We start from the raw sequence: 18784 nt of genomic DNA on the forward strand, positions 1-18784 counted from the left end.
TAAATTATTATGTCTCTGTATCTAGTTGTTGTATTTGAAATAAATTAAAATATGCCCCTCGTTTACTCATTAGCTCTGCATGTGTACCTTCCTCTGAAACCTCTCCGTTTTCAATCACTATGATCTTATCAGCATGTGTGATAGTGGAAAGTCGATGGGCCACAATAATAGTTGTGCGATTTTCTGTTAAACGTGCCAACGAATCCTGAATTAAAGATTCGCTCTCTAAATCTAATGCTGAAGTCGCTTCATCTAGAACTAAAATAGCTGGATTTTTTAAAAATACTCTCGCAATTGCTACTCGTTGCTTTTGACCGCCAGACAGTTTAACTCCTCGTTCCCCAACCTTTGTATCGTATCCTTCTGGAAGCTCCATGATAAAATCATGAGCATTAGCAGCTTTTGCGGCGGCAATAATCTCTTCCTCCGTAGCATCTGGTCTTCCCATTAATATATTGGTTTTTACTGAATCACTGAATAAAATATTATCCTGTAATACAATACCTATCTGTTGTCTAAGAGACTCTATCGTCACATTTCTTACATCGTGACCATCTATTGTTACACTTCCAGAGGAAACATCGTAAAAACGAGGTATTAAGCTAATAATAGTAGACTTACCTCCACCGCTCATTCCGACAAAAGCAACTGTCTCTCCAGCATTCACTTGGAAGCTGACGTTCTTAAGGATTGTATGTCCTTCTTCCTCATATTTGAATTGAACATTCGAAAAGGTTATATTTCCTGCAGCTTTCCTTAAAGGATAAGCACCCGGCTTGTCCAAAATATCATACTCTTCATCCATTAGCTCAAATACTCTGTCCATAGACGCAATAGATTGTGTAAGCGTTGTAGAGGAGTTCACTAGCCTTCTAAGCGGACTGTAAAGTCTTTCTATATAAGCAATAAATGCCGCCATAGTTCCAATAGACAGATTTCCATTAATTACTTCGTAGCCGGCATATGCAATGACAAGAAGCGGTGCAATATCGGTTATCGTGTTTACCACTGCAAAGGCCTTGGCGTTCCAAATTGTTTGGTCAACAGCCTTATCTAAAAACTCCCCATTGGTCTCATTAAAGTTCTTTTGCTCATGCTTTTCTAACGTAAAGGTTTTAATGATACTCATTCCTTGCACCCGCTCATGCAAGTAACTCTGCACACCCGCAAGCGCTTGCGACCTCTTCCTCGTTAAGTCACGGAGTCTCCCAAAGAAATACTTCACGCTAAATGCGTAGAATGGAAATGCAATAAGCGTAACAATTGTCAGCTTTACGTTCATCGTAAGCATAATTCCGATAGCGATTAAGATTGTAGCAAGATCAAGCCATACATTCATTAATCCAATCATGACAAAGTTCTTCGTTTGCTCCACATCATTAATCACACGAGAGATAACTTCGCCTACACGATTATTTGAATAATATTTCATGCTTAGCTTTTGTAAATGTCCATATAACTTCTGACGTATGTCATATAAAATTTTATTACTTACTAATTGAGCTAAGTATTGTCGGTAGTATTCTACAGGTGGACGGACGATGAAGAATACAATGGCAGTCCCCCCCAGCCAATAAAATAGTTGCCTTATTTTTTCAGGGTCAGTAAGCGTTTCTTCACCAATGATGTCATCTAAAACAATCTTAATTAAATACGGAATAAAAAGTGGGATTGCAAACTTCACAATACCTATTATTATGGTTAGGAAAATCTGTAAATTATATGGCTTTACAAATCTCATATATCTCTTGATGGAACCCATTTTGAAACTTCCTTTCTAAAACGGAAAAACCTGTTGGGCATTCAACAGGTTTCCATTACTCGTTTAGCTGTTTATAAAAGTGATAACGACTTGTCCAAGCTTCAATAAAGTCAGGAGCGAACGGTCCTCTTCTTTGCTTGATCCAAGATATAAGTTTTTTAATATTCCCTTCTAAAATAGCATCCATTTCAGGTGGGTATTTCATTTCACTCTTATGTTGTTCGTATTCATCCTCGTCAAGAATCGTATAGGACATATCAGGGAAAACCTTCACGTCTAAATCATAGTCAATGTATTTTAATCGACCATTATTGTAGACAAAGGGTGAGCTAATATTAATGTAATAATATACCCCATCTTCTCGTAGCATACAAATAATATTAAACCAATGCTCTGCATGAAAATAACAAATGGAGGGCTCCCTTGTAACCCAAGTCCTACCATCCGCTTCAATTACAAGCGTTCGTTCATTTGCTCCTATCACAATATTTTTAGTACCCTTTAGAACCATCGTTTCTTGCCAGACACGGTGGATACGGCCATTATGTTTATAACTATGAATTTGAATAATTTCTCCTTCTGTTGGAATCGCCATGATTTAGCCACCTTTTCATCAAGCGCAATTTATATAATTTTTCCTATTTTCATATTATAACAATCCATAGGAAAAAACTGTAGTAAAAATAGGTTTGGTAAGTTAAATTTAAATTTAAAAGGTCCTTTTAATAAATATGTAGGAATCAGTTCAAAAGATATGTCAGGAAGTATTCCTCTATGTCAGAAATATTTTCTTTTAGGTAGGAGCGATATTTTGATTTAGAACAAAATCAGCGAAGGCAATATGCCCTCGCTGATTTTTGGTGTATCCATGTTCTTATTTTGAAGAATTGTTAAAAGAACCGCCTGCATACTTCCCGCTTGCTTGCTGTTTTTTCATTTCAGCTTGACGGTTTTGTTCTTTAACTTGTTGAATGTCAGTTTCAGATGCAAATTCTGGCTTTTTGTTCTGACGTTGACTGCTATTCTTTTTCATGGATTTCACCTCCGTACAAACATTATGATGTGCAGGTGAAGTGATATTATTCATTTGTTTTGATTTTTTCACGCAGTTCTTTGAATGATTTAAATCATTTTATTAGTGATTGGTTGTTGGACTTTCGAGCATGCTAGTAAGAGTAAATTCAAGTAAATTTCTTTTTATATTCATTAAAAATCTTTAATATTGGGACTGGCATTGGAAGTGCCTCAATTTCTTCCATAGTAAACCATTTGCAGCTACTTGGAAGCATCTTCTCTTGTATAAGAGAGCCTTCAAAGCTTTCCATTTCCCAAGTTAAATGAGAAAAGACATGCTTAAACGCATTGATTTCCTTGCCTTTTTTTATTTCCACTCCATATTCGTACTCCATTACTTCCTCTATAGTATGAGAGGTGGTAGGTAGCTCTACCATTGGGAATTGCCACATGTTCGAGAGTAGACCTTTACTTGGTCGTTGCTCCAATAAAATCTTCTCATCGTCTCGCTTAATAATCATTGACTTCATATAATGAAGCTTTGTCTTTTTGTTGCTTGTTTTAATAGGCAAGTCTCCCTGCTTACCTTCAAAATAAGCAGTACAATATTCTCTGACAGGACAAAGAAGACATTTTGGTTTAGTTGGGGTGCATATTACTGCTCCCAGTTCCATTAACCCTTGATTGAAGGAGGATGGATCTTCTTTATCAATGAGCTCCATAACTGCACGTTCAAAGGTTTTCTTTGTTTTAGGCTTTGCAATGTCCTCTTCTATAAGTAAAATCCTTGAAAGAACTCTCATGACATTTCCATCTACTGCATGTTCAGGAATCCCGTAGGCAATACTTAGAACAGCTCCTGCTGTGTATGGTCCAACACCTTTTAATTTAGATATTTCCTCACGACTTGTTGGAACTTGAGAATCATAAGCCTCTACTACCTCTCGTACACCAGCTTGTAAATTTCTTGCTCTGGAATAATAGCCTAATCCTTCCCATTGTTTTAGAAGTTCTTCCTCTTCTGCAGAAGCTAAGGCTTCTAAGGAAGGATATTTCTCAATAAACCTTTCATAATAAGGTATAACAGTTTCTACTTTTGTTTGTTGAAGCATTACCTCGGAGACCCAAATCTTATATGGATCTGTTGTCTTTCTCCAAGGAAGATCTCTTTTTTCTTCTAAATACCAGGTGACTAACGCATCTCTAACCTTTTGTTTATATATCTTTTCCACTTTTTGTATCCTTTCTAAAAAGATTATGGGAAATGAAAAACGGGTATGTAAATAATGATATTTACGTTTTATAATAATATTTGACTGTTTCCTAAAGGAGCTGATAAAGAGCATGGATACAGGTACGCATTTCGTTATGGGTATTGCACTTGGTGGGTTAGCTTTTGCCGATCCCGTAGTAGCTAATAGTACAATCACCACTACTGCAGTTATCGCCGGAACAATAATCGGCTCCCAAGCACCTGACATAGATACTGTATTAAAGCTTAGAAACAATGCCGTTTACATACGGCATCATCGTGGGATTACCCACTCTCTTCCTGCTGTACTTTTATGGCCACTGCTTATTTCTGGAGTTTTATGGCTCATTATGCCTTCTGCTGACTGGCTTCATATTTGGCTTTGGACATTTTTGGCCGTCTTTTTACATGTATTTGTTGATATATTTAATTCTTATGGAACCCAAGCGCTCAGACCATTCTCTCGAAAATGGGTGGCATTAGGTGTTATTAATACCTTTGATCCAATCATTTTTGGAATTCATATTATCGGGATTTTCATTTGGTTTTTCGGAGCAAATCCAGTAATTACCTTCCTTATTATGTATGGGGTAATAATTCTGTATTACATCCTCCGTTTTGCAGTACAAAAAGCAGTAAAAAATAGTGTGAAAAAAACGTTGCCAGATGTTGAAGAAATAATAATCGCTCCAACTATTCGTTTTTTGAGTTGGCGAATTGCAGCCACTTCTGCAACTCATCATTATGTTGGAAGAGCTTATGGCCGTTCCATTACGATCTATGACAAATTTGAAAAGGTCCCAATACCGAGCTCCCCTTTAGTGAGAGCAGCATTGGATGATCCCAATCTAAGTGCGTTCATTTCTTTTTCCCCGATTTTTAGATGGGAAATTAACAAGTTTGACAATATACATGAAGTACGATTAATCGATTTGCGGTATAGGAGTAATGATTACTATCCCTTTGTGGCTGTTGCCCATTTAGATGAGGATTTAGAGATAGTCAATTCCTATACAGGTTGGATATTCAGCGAGGATAAGCTACGAAAAAAATTAGATTTTATATCCAATTAATAGCGCTAGTACCACTGAAGCTAGACATATAAAACACCATAAACGCTTGGTTTATGGCATTATCGAAGGAGAAGCACTTATGATGATTAAATCATAAGTGCTTCTTTAGTTGTTGGTGTTACTGGGTTCTCCGCTGTGTCGGATGCTTTCCGTGAGGTCAATAGGACGTTGGTCAGAAACCGGTTAGGGATAGAAGAAGTGAGTCGCTCGTGGCGGACGCTTTCCGCGGGGGCGTGGTAAGCCAGCACCCAACGCTAACGCGCATGGTTGTGCTGTCTTACCTACCACCCTGCTCCCGCAGGAGTCGCCGCCAGTCGCTTCCGGTTGGAAATAGAGTGTATGAAGAATATGTCAAATATATATTCCATTCTCCAATCTTTTCAATAAGACGATAGCACCCAACATTAACGAGGGGCTAGCTTACCTATCCCTAATACACCAGAAGTCTTTTTCCTAAAGAATACCTCATCAAAATTCTCACTTTCTTCTTAACCCCTCAGCTATCCCTATCGCTTGTTACGTTGCTTATTCATTTGCATCTAGTAGATGCTTATACTTTTCATTTGTGTTTGCAAATTCGTGTAGCTGTCCTCCGTAGCCATCGATCCATTTTCGAATGACCATTTCTGTAACTGCAGCTCCCTTATACTCATATCCCGCTCTTGCATAGGAGGATTCAAAGTCAGACCAGAGCAATTCAATCCAAGCAAGTGCCTTTTCATAAGAAAGCTTGTCATTTTTTTCTAGTAGTAATTGAGTTAGTTCTTCGATTTTTTCTTGCATGCTACTTCCCTTCCTCTACTGGTTCTAATAAAGATATTGGTAATGCTTCCTCATATTTTTCTCCACCCAATCGATATCCCCAAGCGAATCTTCCTTTTAAATATTCTACGTAGAAAAATACTCCTGGATCTCCGATTATTCTATACAGTTTTCCCTTTTTAATGGAAAGAGGATCGGTCAAATAAGATTGCGCTAATGTTACTTTTCTTTCATATACAGCGAATTCATTAACAATTCCCAGCTGCTCAGCTTTTCGTGCTTTTTCCTTCAGTCTTGCTATTTCTTCTCTGAGCTCCTGCTCTGTCATCTCACTATATTTCTTATCCCTCATGTTGTTCCAGCTCCTTCTTTTCTATAAAAGCCTCTATATGCTCAATTGGGAAGCCCTTCTGATAAAGAGCTTGCTTTACTTTATTATGTAAATCAAAGCCGCTAAGCTTATTACTATATTTTCTCCAAATCTTTTCACCTTGAGCTTCTATTAACGTTTCCCATTCATCTTGCTCCTTTTCTAAAGGGAGAGATTCCATTGCTGAGGATATGATGGAAAAGCTGAAGCCCTTTCTTAAGAGAAGGTCTTGTGCTTTTTGTTTTATTTGCAAAGGAGTCTTTGTATGATTTTGTTTGATTAATTTTTCAACTAATCCTGTTGCTATCTTAACCTGCTCCTCTTCTGAATAAGCCGATAAAACCTCGTCCTGAAGTTGCTGTTCAATACCTTTTTTCTTCAACTCCACTCTTATAGCCCTCGGTCCCTTTTTGGCATTTTTCTTTTGAGTTGCTACAAGTGCCTTTGAAAAGCTTTCATCGTTTAGAAAACCATGCTCGTAAAGCTTTCGTATTGCTTCAATCACAACAGCTTCACCAAATTCGCTTGCTAATAGCTTATCTTTCACCTCTTGCTCGCTTCTCATACGATAGCTTAAGAACTGAATGGCCTTATTGTAAGCCTTTCTTACCTCGTCATCAAAAACCATTTCATCTATCGTAAAGGCTTCTAAAACTTTCCCTTTTGTTAGCTGGTATTTAACGAGTACCGCTTCGTCTACACTAAAAGCATATTTTTCATCTAAATAGAGATTATATCGCTCATTATTATTTTTTTGTCTTGCTATCTTTGTAATAACGGGCATACTCACTCTCTCCAATCTATTCTAGTACTTCATTATACCTTACAACTAACTTTTCGATAAAGTATCCTGTTTTTCGACAGGGAGATAGGGTATTAGAAAATGTTAGAATAAGAAGAAAGAGTAAGGAGGCAAAGAAATGAAAATTGCTATTACTGGTGGGACCGGCTTAGTTGGGAGAGCATTAACAAAGCTTTTAATAAAAAAAGGACATCAGGTAATCATACTTACTCGATCCCCTAAACAGGATGAAAAATCTATTACCTATGTAGAATGGTTAACAGCTCAGGCTTGCCCAGAAGAAAGGCTTGAAGGAGTAGATGCGATTGTTAATCTTGCAGGAGAATCCATTAACAATGGTAGATGGACAGAAGGACAAAAAAAGAAGATATACGACAGTAGAATTTTAGCAACCGAGGAGGTTTTGCGTATTATTCGTGCTTTAGAGAACAAGCCAAGTAACTTAATAAACGCTAGCGCTATTGGTATTTATCCTGCTTCCTTGGATACCAACTATACGGAAAAGGAGTCTAATCTAGGGAAAGACTTTTTAGCAAAGACAGTAGCTGATTGGGAGAAAAAAGCAGAAGAAGCTAGCCAGCTAGGAGTAAAAGTAGCATATGCAAGATTCGGGATTATATTAGATAAATCAGAAGGAGCATTACCGTTAATGGCACTTCCCTATAAGCTGTTTGTTGGAGGAAAAATCGGTAGCGGGCAAAATTGGATGTCTTGGATACACATTCAGGATGTAGCAAAATCGATTTTGTTTGCTATTGAGCAAAATTTGGGAGGTCCGTTTAATGTTGTTTCCCCGAATCCTATCCGAATGAATGATTTTGGTAAGATATTAGCGTCCGTACTAGGAAGGCCTCACTATTTTCCTGTACCAGCCTTTGCATTAAAGATTGCTTTGGGAGAAAAAAGTCAGTTAGTAATAGAAGGCCAGCATGTGACGCCACAGGTACTGCTGCAAAATAATTTCTCTTTTCAGTTTCCAGACCTCGAAAGTGCTTTAAAAGACATATATGAATAATTACCTTCCAAGAGTGCAACCTACTAAAAAAGTGTTGCACCTTTTTTAGTGAAAGTAAATTGGAGGGAAGCAAATCGTGAAATCTCATATAGTTGGAATAATAATGGCTGCACTCATATTTGGAGTAGGCTTGTCCTACCAGCCGTTACCTGCCGAAGCAAAGGAAATTCATTGGGGCTTTAAAAAGGCCCGAAACGAAATACCACCCGAAGCTGGTGCAGAGCTAGATGCATTACTTGAAAAATATGATGCTTTCTATAAAGGTCCAGCTGATCAAAAAATCATCTACCTTACCTTTGATAACGGCTATGAAAACGGTTATACCGAAAGTATTTTAGACACTTTAAAGAAAGAAAACATTAGTGCCACTTTTTTCTTGACCGGGCACTACTTAGAAAGTGCGACTGATTTAGTACAACGTATGATTAAGGATGGACACCAAATCGGAAACCATTCATACGGTCACCCGAATTTAGCTAAACTTTCGAAGTCGGAAATCAAACAAGAGCTAAAAAAGTTTGATAACCGTTTAAAAGAGCTTACTTCTTTGGAGCGTACTACAGTTACAAGGCCTCCAGAGGGAACTTTTAATGAAGAGGTTTTGGAAGCAGCACTAGAAGCTGGCTACCAGCATTTCTTCTGGTCTGTTGCATTTATTGATTGGCATCGTGACCAAAAGAAAGGTGGTCAGTATGCTTATAATGAACTAATTACACAGATTCACCCTGGAGCGATCATTTTAATGCATACCGTATCTCCAGATAATGCAGAGGGACTTCCAGCATTCATCACAGAAGCTCGAAAAAGAGGATATACCTTTGGAAAGCTTGATGATTTAAACCTGGCGAAAACTAATCTCCCTAGCTATACCCTACCTTAATAACAACATGGAGAAGCACTGGATCATCTAGGCTTCTCCATTTTATATTTATTTCTTCTACTTCAGTTTCCATTTCTTGATCTCTCTTTTTATTATTTCCCAAATCAAATATATCCTTTATAGATGCTAGCAAATGAAATCTTTTCCCTTGCCAGTGTGTGTATAATATAGGTATACTGTTTTATTGGCTAAAAAGGACGTGAATACATGAAGGAACAAACGATGATACAAGTCGGACAAGAATTCCCTCTCACAATAAAGAGATTAGGTATCAACGGGGAAGGAGTCGGCTTCTTTAAGCGAAATGTTGTGTTTGTAAAAGGAGCTCTGCCTGGAGAGGTAGTCATTGCAGAGGTTACAAAGGCTACTCCCAAATATGCAGAGGCGAAGATAAAAAAAATTAGACAAGCCTCTTCCGATCGAGTAACTCCCCCTTGCCCTGTATATGATGCTTGTGGCGGCTGTCAGCTCCAGCATATGACGTATGAAAGAGAGTTAGTGGAAAAAAGAGATATTGTGATTCAGGCTTTAGAGCGGTATGTGAAGGACCTGGTTCCATCCATCGAAGTCAAAGAGACGATTGGGATGGAAAATCCTTGGCTTTATCGTAATAAGAGCCAGTTTCAAACAAAGAGACTGGGTAGAGATGTAGTTGCTGGTCTGTATGCAGAGGGTACTAATAAGTTAATTGATATTAATGAATGTATGGTACAGCATCCTGCAACTACAAAGATTACAAACGAAATAAAAGCATATCTACAACAGCTTAATATTCCTATATATGATGATAAAAATCCAAATGGTATTGTTCGCACAATCGTAGTACGAACTGGAATGAAAACAGGACAAATACAAGTAACATTAGTGACAACTCAAAAAAAGATGCCTCATAAAGAAGAGCTTGTCCAAATGATTCGTAAAATAGATGCCAATATAGTATCTATCAATCAAAACATCAATAAAGAAAAAACCTCTCTAATATTTGGAGATGCTACGTTTAATCTATATGGAAAAGAAACAATCCATGAAAAACTTGGTGAGTTGGCATTTGATTTATCTGCCCGTGCATTCTTCCAGCTTAATCCAGCACAGACAGAGCACCTATATAACGAGATTGAAAAAGCAGCCAATCTGACAGGAAAAGAAACTGTCGTAGATGCTTATTGTGGTGTTGGAACTATTGGTTTATGGCTTGCCAAAAATGCAAAGGAAGTACGGGGAATGGATATCATCGAGGAATCCATATCGGATGCAAAGAAAAATGCAAAGCGTAATGGCTACACGAATACCCTGTATGTCCACGGACCAGCAAAAAAATGGCTGAAAAAGTGGAAAAATGAAGGCTTTATACCCGATGTATTAACAGTAGACCCACCACGTACAGGGCTAGATCAGGACTTTATTCAAACAGTTTTAGAAATTAAACCAAAACGTTTTGTCTATACATCTTGCAATCCTTCCACACTTGCAAAGGATTTGAAGGACTTATCAAAAGCCTATACTATCGAATATATCCAACCAGTAGATATGTTTCCTCAAACAGCTCACATCGAAGCCGTTTGTTTATTAAAGCTGAGAGAGGATAAGACTGTAAAGAGGAGAGGAAGAAATGGAGAATAACGATATTCTAAGACGTGTAAGATACGCTCTTGATTTAAAAAATCCTGAAATGGTAGAAATCTTTAAGCTTGGTGGCGTAGAAATCTCAAAGGCTGATGTAATTGAGATGCTGAAAAAAGTAGACGAGGAAGAAGAACAGGATACGTTGAAATGTAATAACAAAATGATGGAGTCGTTTTTAAACGGTCTAATCGTTTACAAAAGAGGACAACAAGACAATAATCAGGCTCCTCCCGTTCCTTCTAACGAACCTATCAATAATATGCTTTTAAAAAAGATGAAAATTGCTTTATCTCTAACTAGTGAAGATATGATGGAAATATTTGAAGAGGCCCGTATTAATATCACGAAAAGTGAGCTAGGGGCTATCCTTCGAAAAGAAGGACATCGAAATTTTAAAGAATGTGGAGATAAATTTGCCAGAAACTTTTTAAAAGGGTTAGCTATTAAATACCGCGGGTAACAGTGTCTAAGCAATGTTCTCAGACCTATCGAAATAGACTAGAATTCTCACCATACGAATAAAATCCTAAATTTAATATCAAAAAATGCACTTACAATTGAATAGAAAATTGTAAGTGTTTTTCTTTTTATTTTCGAAACACCCAAATCCTCATTTTAACCTAAAAAATACACTACCTAACTCCCTCCTTTTTATAATTGTGTAAAATTACCAACTAGAACACCCTGCCTTATTTAAATGCAACTTTCTGTATATTTATTATTTCATTTCAAAACAAAATATTTTAAAGTAAAGAATACTTTTACATGTTCATTTACCAAACAGGAATCATTATGCATTATTTTGATTTTAGTGATAATTATTTATTTTTTTATTTAAATAAAACGGTATAATTTTCTTGCTTTCCGAATATTTATATAGCATGATTGGAGTAATCTCTGAGTTGTCAGACGACTAACAAATTTATCACAAAAGGGAGAAATGAAAAATGATTTATGCAAATCCTAATACAGATGGCGCTATTGTTAATTTCAAAGAACGTTATGATAACTTTATCGGCGGCGAATGGGTTGCTCCAGTAAACGGGGAATACTTTGACGTTAAATCTCCAGTTACAGGACAAGTTTTCACGAAAGCAGCTCGTTCTACAGAAGCTGATATCGAGTTAGCTTTAGATGCAGCACACGCTGCAAAAGATGCTTGGGCAAAAACAACTGTTGCTTACCGTGCAATCATCCTTAACAAAATTGCTGACCGTATGGAAGCAAACCTAGAAAAAATCGCTGTAGCTGAAACTTGGGACAACGGTAAAGCAGTTCGTGAAACATTAAATGCTGATATTCCTTTAGCAATTGATCACTTCCGTTATTTCGCTGGAGCTATTCGTGCACAAGAAGGTGGAATCAGCCAAATCGATAACGATACAGTAGCTTACCACTTCCATGAGCCAATCGGAGTTGTAGGACAAATTATCCCTTGGAACTTCCCATTACTTATGGCAGTTTGGAAAATCGCTCCTGCTTTAGCTGCAGGTAACACAATCGTATTAAAACCAGCTGAGCAGACTCCTGCTTCTCTTATGGTATTAATCGAGCTAATCCAAGATTTGTTACCAAAAGGTGTACTAAACGTTGTTAACGGATTCGGTGTAGAAGTAGGTAAACCACTTGCTACTAATCCACGTATCAACAAAGTAGCTTTCACTGGATCAACTGGCGTTGGTCGTCTTATCATGCAATATGCAACAGAAAACATTATTCCTGTAACTTTAGAGTTAGGTGGAAAATCTCCTAACATCTTCTTCGAGGATATTATGGATGCAGATGATGAGTACTTCGATAAAGCAATTGAAGGTTTAGTATTATTTGCACTAAACTCTGGTGAAATTTGTACATGTCCTTCTCGTGCACTTGTTCAAGAATCTATCTATGAAAAATTCATGGAGCGTGCATTAGAGCGCATTAAAGCGATTAAAATTGGTAACCCACTTGATACAGAAGTAATGATGGGTGCTCAAGCTTCTAGCCAACAATTAGAAAAAATTCTTTCTTACATCGAAATCGGTAAAGAAGAAGGCGCTGAATTATTAATCGGTGGTACTCAAAACAAACTTGATGGTGACCAAGAAGGCGGTTACTATGTTGCTCCTACAGTATTCAAAGGAAACAACAAAATGCGTATCTTCCAAGAAGAAATCTTTGGACCAGTACTTTCATTAACTACTTTCAAAGACTTCGACGAAGCAATGGAAATTGCTAACGACTCAGAATTTGGTCTAGGCGCTGGTGTTTGGACTCGTAACATCGATACTGCATACCGTGCAGGTCGCGCTATCCAAGCTGGACGTGTTTGGACAAACACTTACCACCAATACCCTGCTCACGCTGCATTCGGTGGATTCAAACAATCAGGTATCGGTCGTGAAAACCACTTAATGATGCTTGAACACTATCAACAAACGAAATGTTTACTAGTTGGTTATAACAAATCAGCTATGGGATTCTTCTAATATAGAAAGAGATGAACAGATGATGGTCAAACGTGTAATTGCAACAGATGCAGCACTTGCACTTATAGAAGAGCTTGAAGCCAAGCATGGAGCAATCATGTTTGTACAATCTGCTGGATGCTGTGACGGTTCTGCTCCTATGTGCTATAAGCAAGGTGATTTCTATATTGGAAGCCGTGATTTACTTATCGGTACTATTGGGAACGTCCCTTATTACATGCATAAAACCAATTTTGGTTATTACGAGCATACCCAGATTATTCTGGATGTCGTAAAAGGCATGGGAGCCTCTTTCTCCCTCGAGAGCACAGGCGAGTATGCATTTCATATTCGATCACGTGTTTATACGGAAGAAGAAAGACAACAATTAGAATCTATACAATAAGAAGAGCAAACAAATTGAATTGCTTAAAAACTTAAGATTAAATACCTATTTATCAGGCTACAGACTTCTCAATTTCCTTTGAGTTGTTTGTAGCCTGTTTTTTTGTTAATAGACATAATACTTTGAAAGATTAATCGAATCATTTATATAAATGGAAATTTATCATATTTATTCCTTTTCACATACAGACGCTGATTAATTACTTGCGAAGCTCCCCTCCTTCGAATTAGTTATCCCTTTAATAAAAACCTTGTTTATTAACATTATGTCGTGGTACCTGTAAAAAAAAGAGTTAGAAAGGAGTATTAGATGTTTACATTAGATTGGACAAATATTGGGAAAATAGCTCTGTTAGGATTAATGGGGTATGTTGTATTAATTTTGCTATTAAGAATTGCCGGCAAAAGATCGCTTTCCCAGTTAAATGCATTCGACCTCGTTGTCACCGTCTCCATTGGATCGATATTAGCAACGATTATGCTTGATCAAAAAGTCTCCATTTTTGATGGAATCACTGCATTAGCTACGCTGTTACTTCTTCAGTGGATATTTACTATGACAACTAAAAAGTCTAAGAAATTCGATGACGTTGTTACAGCTGATCCAACCCTCCTCTATTACAACGGTTCTTTTTGCAAAAATGCGCTTAAAAAAGAGAGGATTCAAGAAGAAGAAATTATCCAATCTGTTAGAATAAATGGCGATCTTTCGATGGAGCAAGTCAAAGCCGTAGTTATAGAGCCAAATGGGGAAATCTCCATTCTTCCAGAAGAAGAAACAGAGAAAATTGATACCCTACAAAATTTGGAGAACAATTAGTGAGTTTAGCGTTTTTTTTAGGACTAGCAGGGTAAGTACTAATAGAGCTTATTTAATCTAAAGGAGGGTGTTATTTTGAAAGCAGTTACTTTTCAAGGTGCAAAAGATGTTCAAGTAAAGAATGTTCCAGATGCAAAGATTGAAAAAGCTGATGATATTGTCGTACGTATTACGACTACGGCCATCTGTGGATCCGACCTTCATATTTATCGAGGTGCCGTACCTACTCGTAAAGGATTTGTCATTGGACACGAGCCAATGGGAATCGTTGAGGAAGTCGGTCCTAATGTGACAAAAGTTAAAAAAGGCGATCGTGTCGTTATCCCCTTTAATATCTCTTGTGGAGAATGCTATTACTGCAAAAATGAAATGGAGAGCCAATGTGATAACTCCAATGAAAATCCTGCACTAGATTCTGGAGCATACTTTGGCTATACCGAAAGATACGGGGACTTCCCTGGTGGCCAAGCAGAATATCTTCGCGTTCCATACGGAAACTATTTGCCATTCAAAATACCTGAATCCTGTGAACTAGAGGATGAATCACTTTTATTTCTTTCTGACGTCCTCCCAACTGCATACTGGAGCGTTGAGCATGCAGGAGTTAAAAAAGGAGATACCGTAATTGTAATGGGATCTGGCCCAATTGGTCTGATGACTCAACAATTTGCATGGATGAAAGGTGCAAAGCGTGTTATAGCGGTCGATCATCTATCATATCGCTTGGAACATGCAGTTAAAAATAATAAAGTAGAAGCATTTAATATTGACGAGCATGACGATATTGGAAAATACTTAAGAGAAGTTACCAACGGCGGTGCTGATGTAGTCATTGATTGCGTCGGCATGGACGGTAAAATGTCTGCTATGGAGAGATTAGGGCAAAAGCTTAAATTGCAGGGTGGTACGCTTAGCGCTTTAGAAGCTTCTAAAGATGCCGTAAGAAAATTTGGTACCATTATGTTAACAGGAGTTTATGGCTCCAATTATAATATGTTCCCACTTGGAAACATATTTGAAAGAAACTTAACCATTAAATCTGGGCAAGCACCTGTGGTACATTACATGCCAATGCTATACGATATGATTGTAAAAGGCGATATCGACCCAACCCAAATTATCACCCACCGTGTGCCACTAGATCAAGCTAGCGAAGCTTATCGCATTTTCCATGATCATGAGGAAGAAAGTATTAAATTTGTTCTAAAGCCTTAAAATAATTGAGGGTTGTCCCATAAGTAAAAAACTTACGGGACAACCCCTTCCTTCTTTGACAGATATCTGTTATGTAGCATTGCTCCTGCGGTGGTCGCATCAAAATGCCACCATCCTCGTCGCAAAGGGCCCGTCTCAAAATGACTTTTCAGACAGTTTTTTTGCTCCTGCGGTGGTCGCGTCAAAATGCCACCATCGTCGCAAAGGGTCCGTCTCAAAATGACTTTTCAGACGGCCCCTTTTGTACGTTATGATGAAGTAAAACACGAATAAAGGAATGATGATTATGTTCGAAGGAAAAGTATGCATTATCACTGGTGGAGCAAATGGTATTGGAAGATGTTTGGTAGAGGAGTTTTCTCGGTTAGGAGCCTCTATTGCCTTTATTGATAAGGATAAAGATGCGGGAGACAAACTACTGTCATCTCTACAGGGGGATCATCTATTTATAGCTGGTGATATAGCCAACCAGACAGAGATAGAAGATTTTATTTCAAGCACCATACAAAAATATGGACGGGTTGACTGTCTCATTAATAATGCTTGCTTTAGTAATAAAGGAATATTAAGTGATTGTAGCTATGAAGATTTTAATGAAATCCTCCGTGTCGGGGTAACCGCTCCCTATTATCTTACAAAGCTTCTACTCCCCCACTTTACCAAGAATGCTTCAATTATAAATATCTCTTCTACAAGAGCATCTATGAGTGAACCGGATACAGAAAGCTACACAGCTGCTAAGGGAGGGATAAGCGCTTTAACACATGCACTAGCGATTAGTTTAACAGGGAAGGTTCGGGTGAATGCAATTAACCCTGGTTGGATAGAAACAGGAGAATATCATTTTGATGCAGAAGCCTATAAGCCATCAGAAGAAGATATCCAGCAGCATCCCTCTAATAGAATCGGCACACCACAAGATATTGCAAGGGCAGCGATATTTTTATGTGACCCTGCCAATGATTTTATTAATGGGGAAGAAATTACGATTGATGGTGGAATGTCTAAACAGATGATTTATCATAATAGCTTCGGCTGGAAATATAATAAGAACTAAAAAAGGGCTGTCTTTATGACATAGCCCTTTCCCTCTTATTGGAGAAAAAAATGATTAGACTAAATAATCCAAGTAAAACAGCCACTAATAACAAAAAGCTGATTCCTGCAAAGATTTGGATGAACATCCCTCCGAAAATAGGCCCTGTTAGACTACCAAGACTAAATGCAATGCCGCACATTAGGTTACCTGTTGGGAGAAGGTTTTTCGGAGTAAGGTCTGCCATATAAGAAATACCCAAGGAGAACATGGAACCGACAAACATCCCGGCAAATAAAAATATAATTCCTAATACAATAGCTGAATGCTCATATAAACTAGCGAAAGTAAATAAGCAAGCACCCACACCCAATGCTACGATTAAGATTTTTCTTCTACCTAAGCGGTCACTCAGTATTCCAAGTGGTAATTGAGAGATCACTCCACCAATAGAGAAAGCAGCTAGGATAAACGAAAGATCGGACACCTCTAAGCTATTTCGAAGAGCATAAACAGGATAGATAGCATTTAGTGAGGACTCTAGAAAGCCATAGCTAAATGGTGGAATAAATGCTACCCAAGCAACGGCGAACGCAGCCCCAAAACGTTTCCACGTACCATTTTCAGAGGTACTAACCCCTATTTCAGGCTTTTCATTTTCAATAAAAAATACAAATATCCATGCCAGTAAACAAAGCAAGCTAGATACGATGAAAGGTACTGCTTCATGAATTTTAACTAGTTGAACAAACAGAGGTCCAACTGCAAAGCCTACTCCAAACGCCAATCCATATATGGCTATGTTTCTCCCTAGACGATGCTGTGGAGAAAAGCTAGTGATCCAGGTTTGCGTAGAAAAATGAAGCGCATGATCTCCTATTCCAATCAGCAATCGTAAAACAAACCAAAATACAACCGATTTCCATAAAGGAAATAATAACAGGGAGATTATTACCATTAATCCACCAACGATAATCATCGGTTTATATCCATATTTCTGTAATGGTTTTTCAATAAATGGGGATATTAATAATGTACCTATGTATAAACCTGTGGCACTAAGTCCATTAAGCGTGGAGTTTACCCCATCCATCTCAAAAATAACAGATATTAAGGGAAGCAGCATTCCTTGTGAGAACCCTGAGATAGAGACGATTAGGACCAAAATAAGAAAACGTTTCTTTTCTGTGCTTGTAAAATGCATAAACTGTACCTCGTAGATGTGTGATGAGACTATTTTAACAAACTAACACGATAAAATATACCTTTCCAAACACGGTGAAAAAAGACAAAACAAAAGGCCCAGCAATATCTAAATAGATAAGACTGAGCCTTTAATGATAACTATTCTCCTTGAAATTCTTCATAATTGCATTTACGGCACTGTTGCCGGTGAAATGTCTGAACCCCTCCTTCACTAGATTGAATTGGTTTCGACTATTCACTACGGCCTCCTTCCTATGTAAAGGTTATATCTACAATAACACGTAAACTGATTATTGTAAATATTATAAATAAATAAAATAAAGAAATAACTCTTTTTTCCTATCTTTTCTTGAAGCTTTCCTATATTCTTATCATATAAAAGCGAGGTGTTATTCTTTGGGCAAACAAATTTCAAATCCAGAACAGCAAGTATCCTATTTAAAGGACAGGCTGCAAATGTTCTTGGAGGTTCTTGATTCCATTGAGCCAGAAACGACTAATTTAGAGGATATTGATCGCCTTATTCAAATGATGGACGACCTAGAACTTAAAATGGAACAATTTAAAAACTCCAATAAATAAAATAAGCCTAATATGCTTGTTTTGAAATGAATGTAGATAAAATACCTCAAATGACTGGGGCAGATTGAATGAGAGTACTTGCGATTCTATAGATGATTAGAATCGTAAGTACTTTTTTATTTTGAAGCATTATGGTTCTCCGCTGCGTCGGAAGCCAACAGGATGTTGGTCAGGAAAACGTTGTCACAGGATGTGACGTTCTTAGTTTTCCCTCCCTTAGGTAAGCCAGCACCCAACGCTAACGCGCGTGGTTGTGCTGTCTTACCTACCACCTTGCTCCCACAGGAGTCGCCGACGCTGCTACGAACCAATCGGGTTTCCTACTAAAATTAAAATGTTCTATAAATTTAAATACCATTCACCTAATCAAGAAAGGAATGGGATTGTTGGACCTATTCCTTCTATCTAGATTTTTTCGCCATTGGGTTCTTCGTTGCGCCGGACGCTTTCCGTAGCCCAACAGGAGATCAGGAAAACATTGTTTGTTTCCTCTTTCAACTGCTTAGCACTCTTTTTTTCA

Annotated in this window: 19 protein-coding genes; 11 read left to right on the forward strand and 8 right to left on the reverse strand. The window is 37.8% G+C overall.

What is annotated here, in order from left to right:
- Positions 1-7: 7 nt before the first annotated feature.
- From AC1VU3_RS13130 to mutY, 4 genes are all read right to left on the reverse strand, one after another.
- A complete protein-coding gene (locus AC1VU3_RS13130) occupies positions 8-1762 on the reverse strand; it encodes an ABC transporter ATP-binding protein (protein ID WP_482983720.1) in 1755 nt (584 codons plus the stop codon).
- Between the two features lie 55 nt (positions 1763-1817).
- A complete protein-coding gene (gene ntdP, locus AC1VU3_RS13135) occupies positions 1818-2357 on the reverse strand; it encodes a nucleoside tri-diphosphate phosphatase (RefSeq protein ID WP_480389051.1) in 540 nt (179 codons plus the stop codon).
- Positions 2358-2636: 279 nt separating this feature from the next.
- Positions 2637-2795: a gamma-type small acid-soluble spore protein gene (locus AC1VU3_RS13140; RefSeq protein WP_482983721.1), complete on the reverse strand. Its 159-nt coding sequence runs from the start codon at positions 2793-2795 to the stop codon at positions 2637-2639.
- A 148-nt stretch (positions 2796-2943) separates the two neighbouring features.
- Positions 2944-4008: an A/G-specific adenine glycosylase gene (gene mutY / locus AC1VU3_RS13145; RefSeq protein WP_482983722.1), complete on the reverse strand. Its 1065-nt coding sequence runs from the start codon at positions 4006-4008 to the stop codon at positions 2944-2946.
- A 112-nt stretch (positions 4009-4120) separates the two neighbouring features.
- Here mutY and AC1VU3_RS13150 point away from each other — a divergent pair, with 112 nt between their 5' ends.
- Positions 4121-5101 (forward strand): metal-dependent hydrolase, encoded by a 981-nt coding sequence (locus AC1VU3_RS13150; RefSeq protein WP_480389048.1) that lies wholly within the window; start codon positions 4121-4123, stop codon positions 5099-5101.
- 525 nt (positions 5102-5626) lie between these two features.
- Here the strand turns inward: AC1VU3_RS13150 and AC1VU3_RS13155 are convergent.
- The 3 genes from AC1VU3_RS13155 to recX are packed head-to-tail and all read right to left on the reverse strand — an operon-like array spanning position 5627 to position 7017.
- Positions 5627-5884: a YfhJ family protein gene (locus tag AC1VU3_RS13155; protein WP_480389047.1), complete on the reverse strand. Its 258-nt coding sequence runs from the start codon at positions 5882-5884 to the stop codon at positions 5627-5629.
- A 1-nt stretch (position 5885) separates the two neighbouring features.
- On the reverse strand, positions 5886-6215 hold the full coding sequence (locus AC1VU3_RS13160) for a YfhH family protein (RefSeq protein WP_482983723.1): 330 nt from the start codon (positions 6213-6215) through the stop codon (positions 5886-5888).
- On the reverse strand, positions 6205-7017 hold the full coding sequence (gene recX, locus AC1VU3_RS13165; protein ID WP_482983724.1) for a recombination regulator RecX: 813 nt from the start codon (positions 7015-7017) through the stop codon (positions 6205-6207). The genes AC1VU3_RS13160 and recX overlap by 11 nt, the downstream gene beginning before the upstream one ends.
- A 136-nt stretch (positions 7018-7153) precedes the next feature.
- Between recX and AC1VU3_RS13170 the strand changes: the two genes are divergently transcribed.
- The 9 genes from AC1VU3_RS13170 to AC1VU3_RS13210 all read left to right on the forward strand — a co-directional run bounded on the left by AC1VU3_RS13170 (position 7154) and on the right by AC1VU3_RS13210 (position 16497).
- Positions 7154-8050, forward strand: coding sequence for a TIGR01777 family oxidoreductase (locus AC1VU3_RS13170; RefSeq protein ID WP_482983725.1), 897 nt, complete (start codon positions 7154-7156; stop codon positions 8048-8050).
- 73 nt (positions 8051-8123) lie between these two features.
- Positions 8124-8930, forward strand: coding sequence for a polysaccharide deacetylase family protein (locus AC1VU3_RS13175; RefSeq protein ID WP_482983738.1), 807 nt, complete (start codon positions 8124-8126; stop codon positions 8928-8930).
- Between the two features lie 207 nt (positions 8931-9137).
- On the forward strand, positions 9138-10550 hold the full coding sequence (rlmD, locus tag AC1VU3_RS13180; protein ID WP_480389043.1) for a 23S rRNA (uracil(1939)-C(5))-methyltransferase RlmD: 1413 nt from the start codon (positions 9138-9140) through the stop codon (positions 10548-10550).
- Positions 10540-11013: a YehS family protein gene (locus tag AC1VU3_RS13185; protein WP_480389042.1), complete on the forward strand. Its 474-nt coding sequence runs from the start codon at positions 10540-10542 to the stop codon at positions 11011-11013. The genes rlmD and AC1VU3_RS13185 overlap by 11 nt, the downstream gene beginning before the upstream one ends.
- Before the next feature lie 487 nt (positions 11014-11500).
- Positions 11501-13021, forward strand: a complete 1521-nt coding sequence (gene exaC / locus AC1VU3_RS13190; RefSeq protein WP_480389041.1) for an acetaldehyde dehydrogenase ExaC — start codon at positions 11501-11503, stop codon at positions 13019-13021.
- 22 nt (positions 13022-13043) lie between these two features.
- Positions 13044-13406: a DUF779 domain-containing protein gene (locus AC1VU3_RS13195; RefSeq protein ID WP_482983739.1), complete on the forward strand. Its 363-nt coding sequence runs from the start codon at positions 13044-13046 to the stop codon at positions 13404-13406.
- A 309-nt stretch (positions 13407-13715) separates the two neighbouring features.
- Entirely contained in the window at positions 13716-14225 is a 510-nt protein-coding gene (locus tag AC1VU3_RS13200) for a DUF421 domain-containing protein (RefSeq protein WP_480389040.1), read from the forward strand.
- 75 nt (positions 14226-14300) lie between these two features.
- Entirely contained in the window at positions 14301-15440 is a 1140-nt protein-coding gene (locus AC1VU3_RS13205; protein WP_480389039.1) for a zinc-dependent alcohol dehydrogenase, read from the forward strand.
- 286 nt (positions 15441-15726) lie between these two features.
- Positions 15727-16497 (forward strand): SDR family oxidoreductase, encoded by a 771-nt coding sequence (locus AC1VU3_RS13210; protein ID WP_480389038.1) that lies wholly within the window; start codon positions 15727-15729, stop codon positions 16495-16497.
- Between the two features lie 13 nt (positions 16498-16510).
- Here AC1VU3_RS13210 and AC1VU3_RS13215 read toward each other — a convergent pair whose 3' ends face one another.
- Entirely contained in the window at positions 16511-17680 is a 1170-nt protein-coding gene (locus AC1VU3_RS13215; protein ID WP_480389037.1) for an MFS transporter, read from the reverse strand.
- 398 nt (positions 17681-18078) lie between these two features.
- Between AC1VU3_RS13215 and AC1VU3_RS13220 the strand changes: the two genes are divergently transcribed.
- The gene (locus AC1VU3_RS13220; protein WP_480389036.1) at positions 18079-18264 is read left to right on the forward strand and encodes an SE1561 family protein; all 186 of its coding nucleotides are present in this window, start codon (positions 18079-18081) and stop codon (positions 18262-18264) included.
- Positions 18265-18784 lie beyond the last annotated feature (520 nt).

Source organism: Psychrobacillus sp. Z16_25 (genome assembly GCF_056856695.1).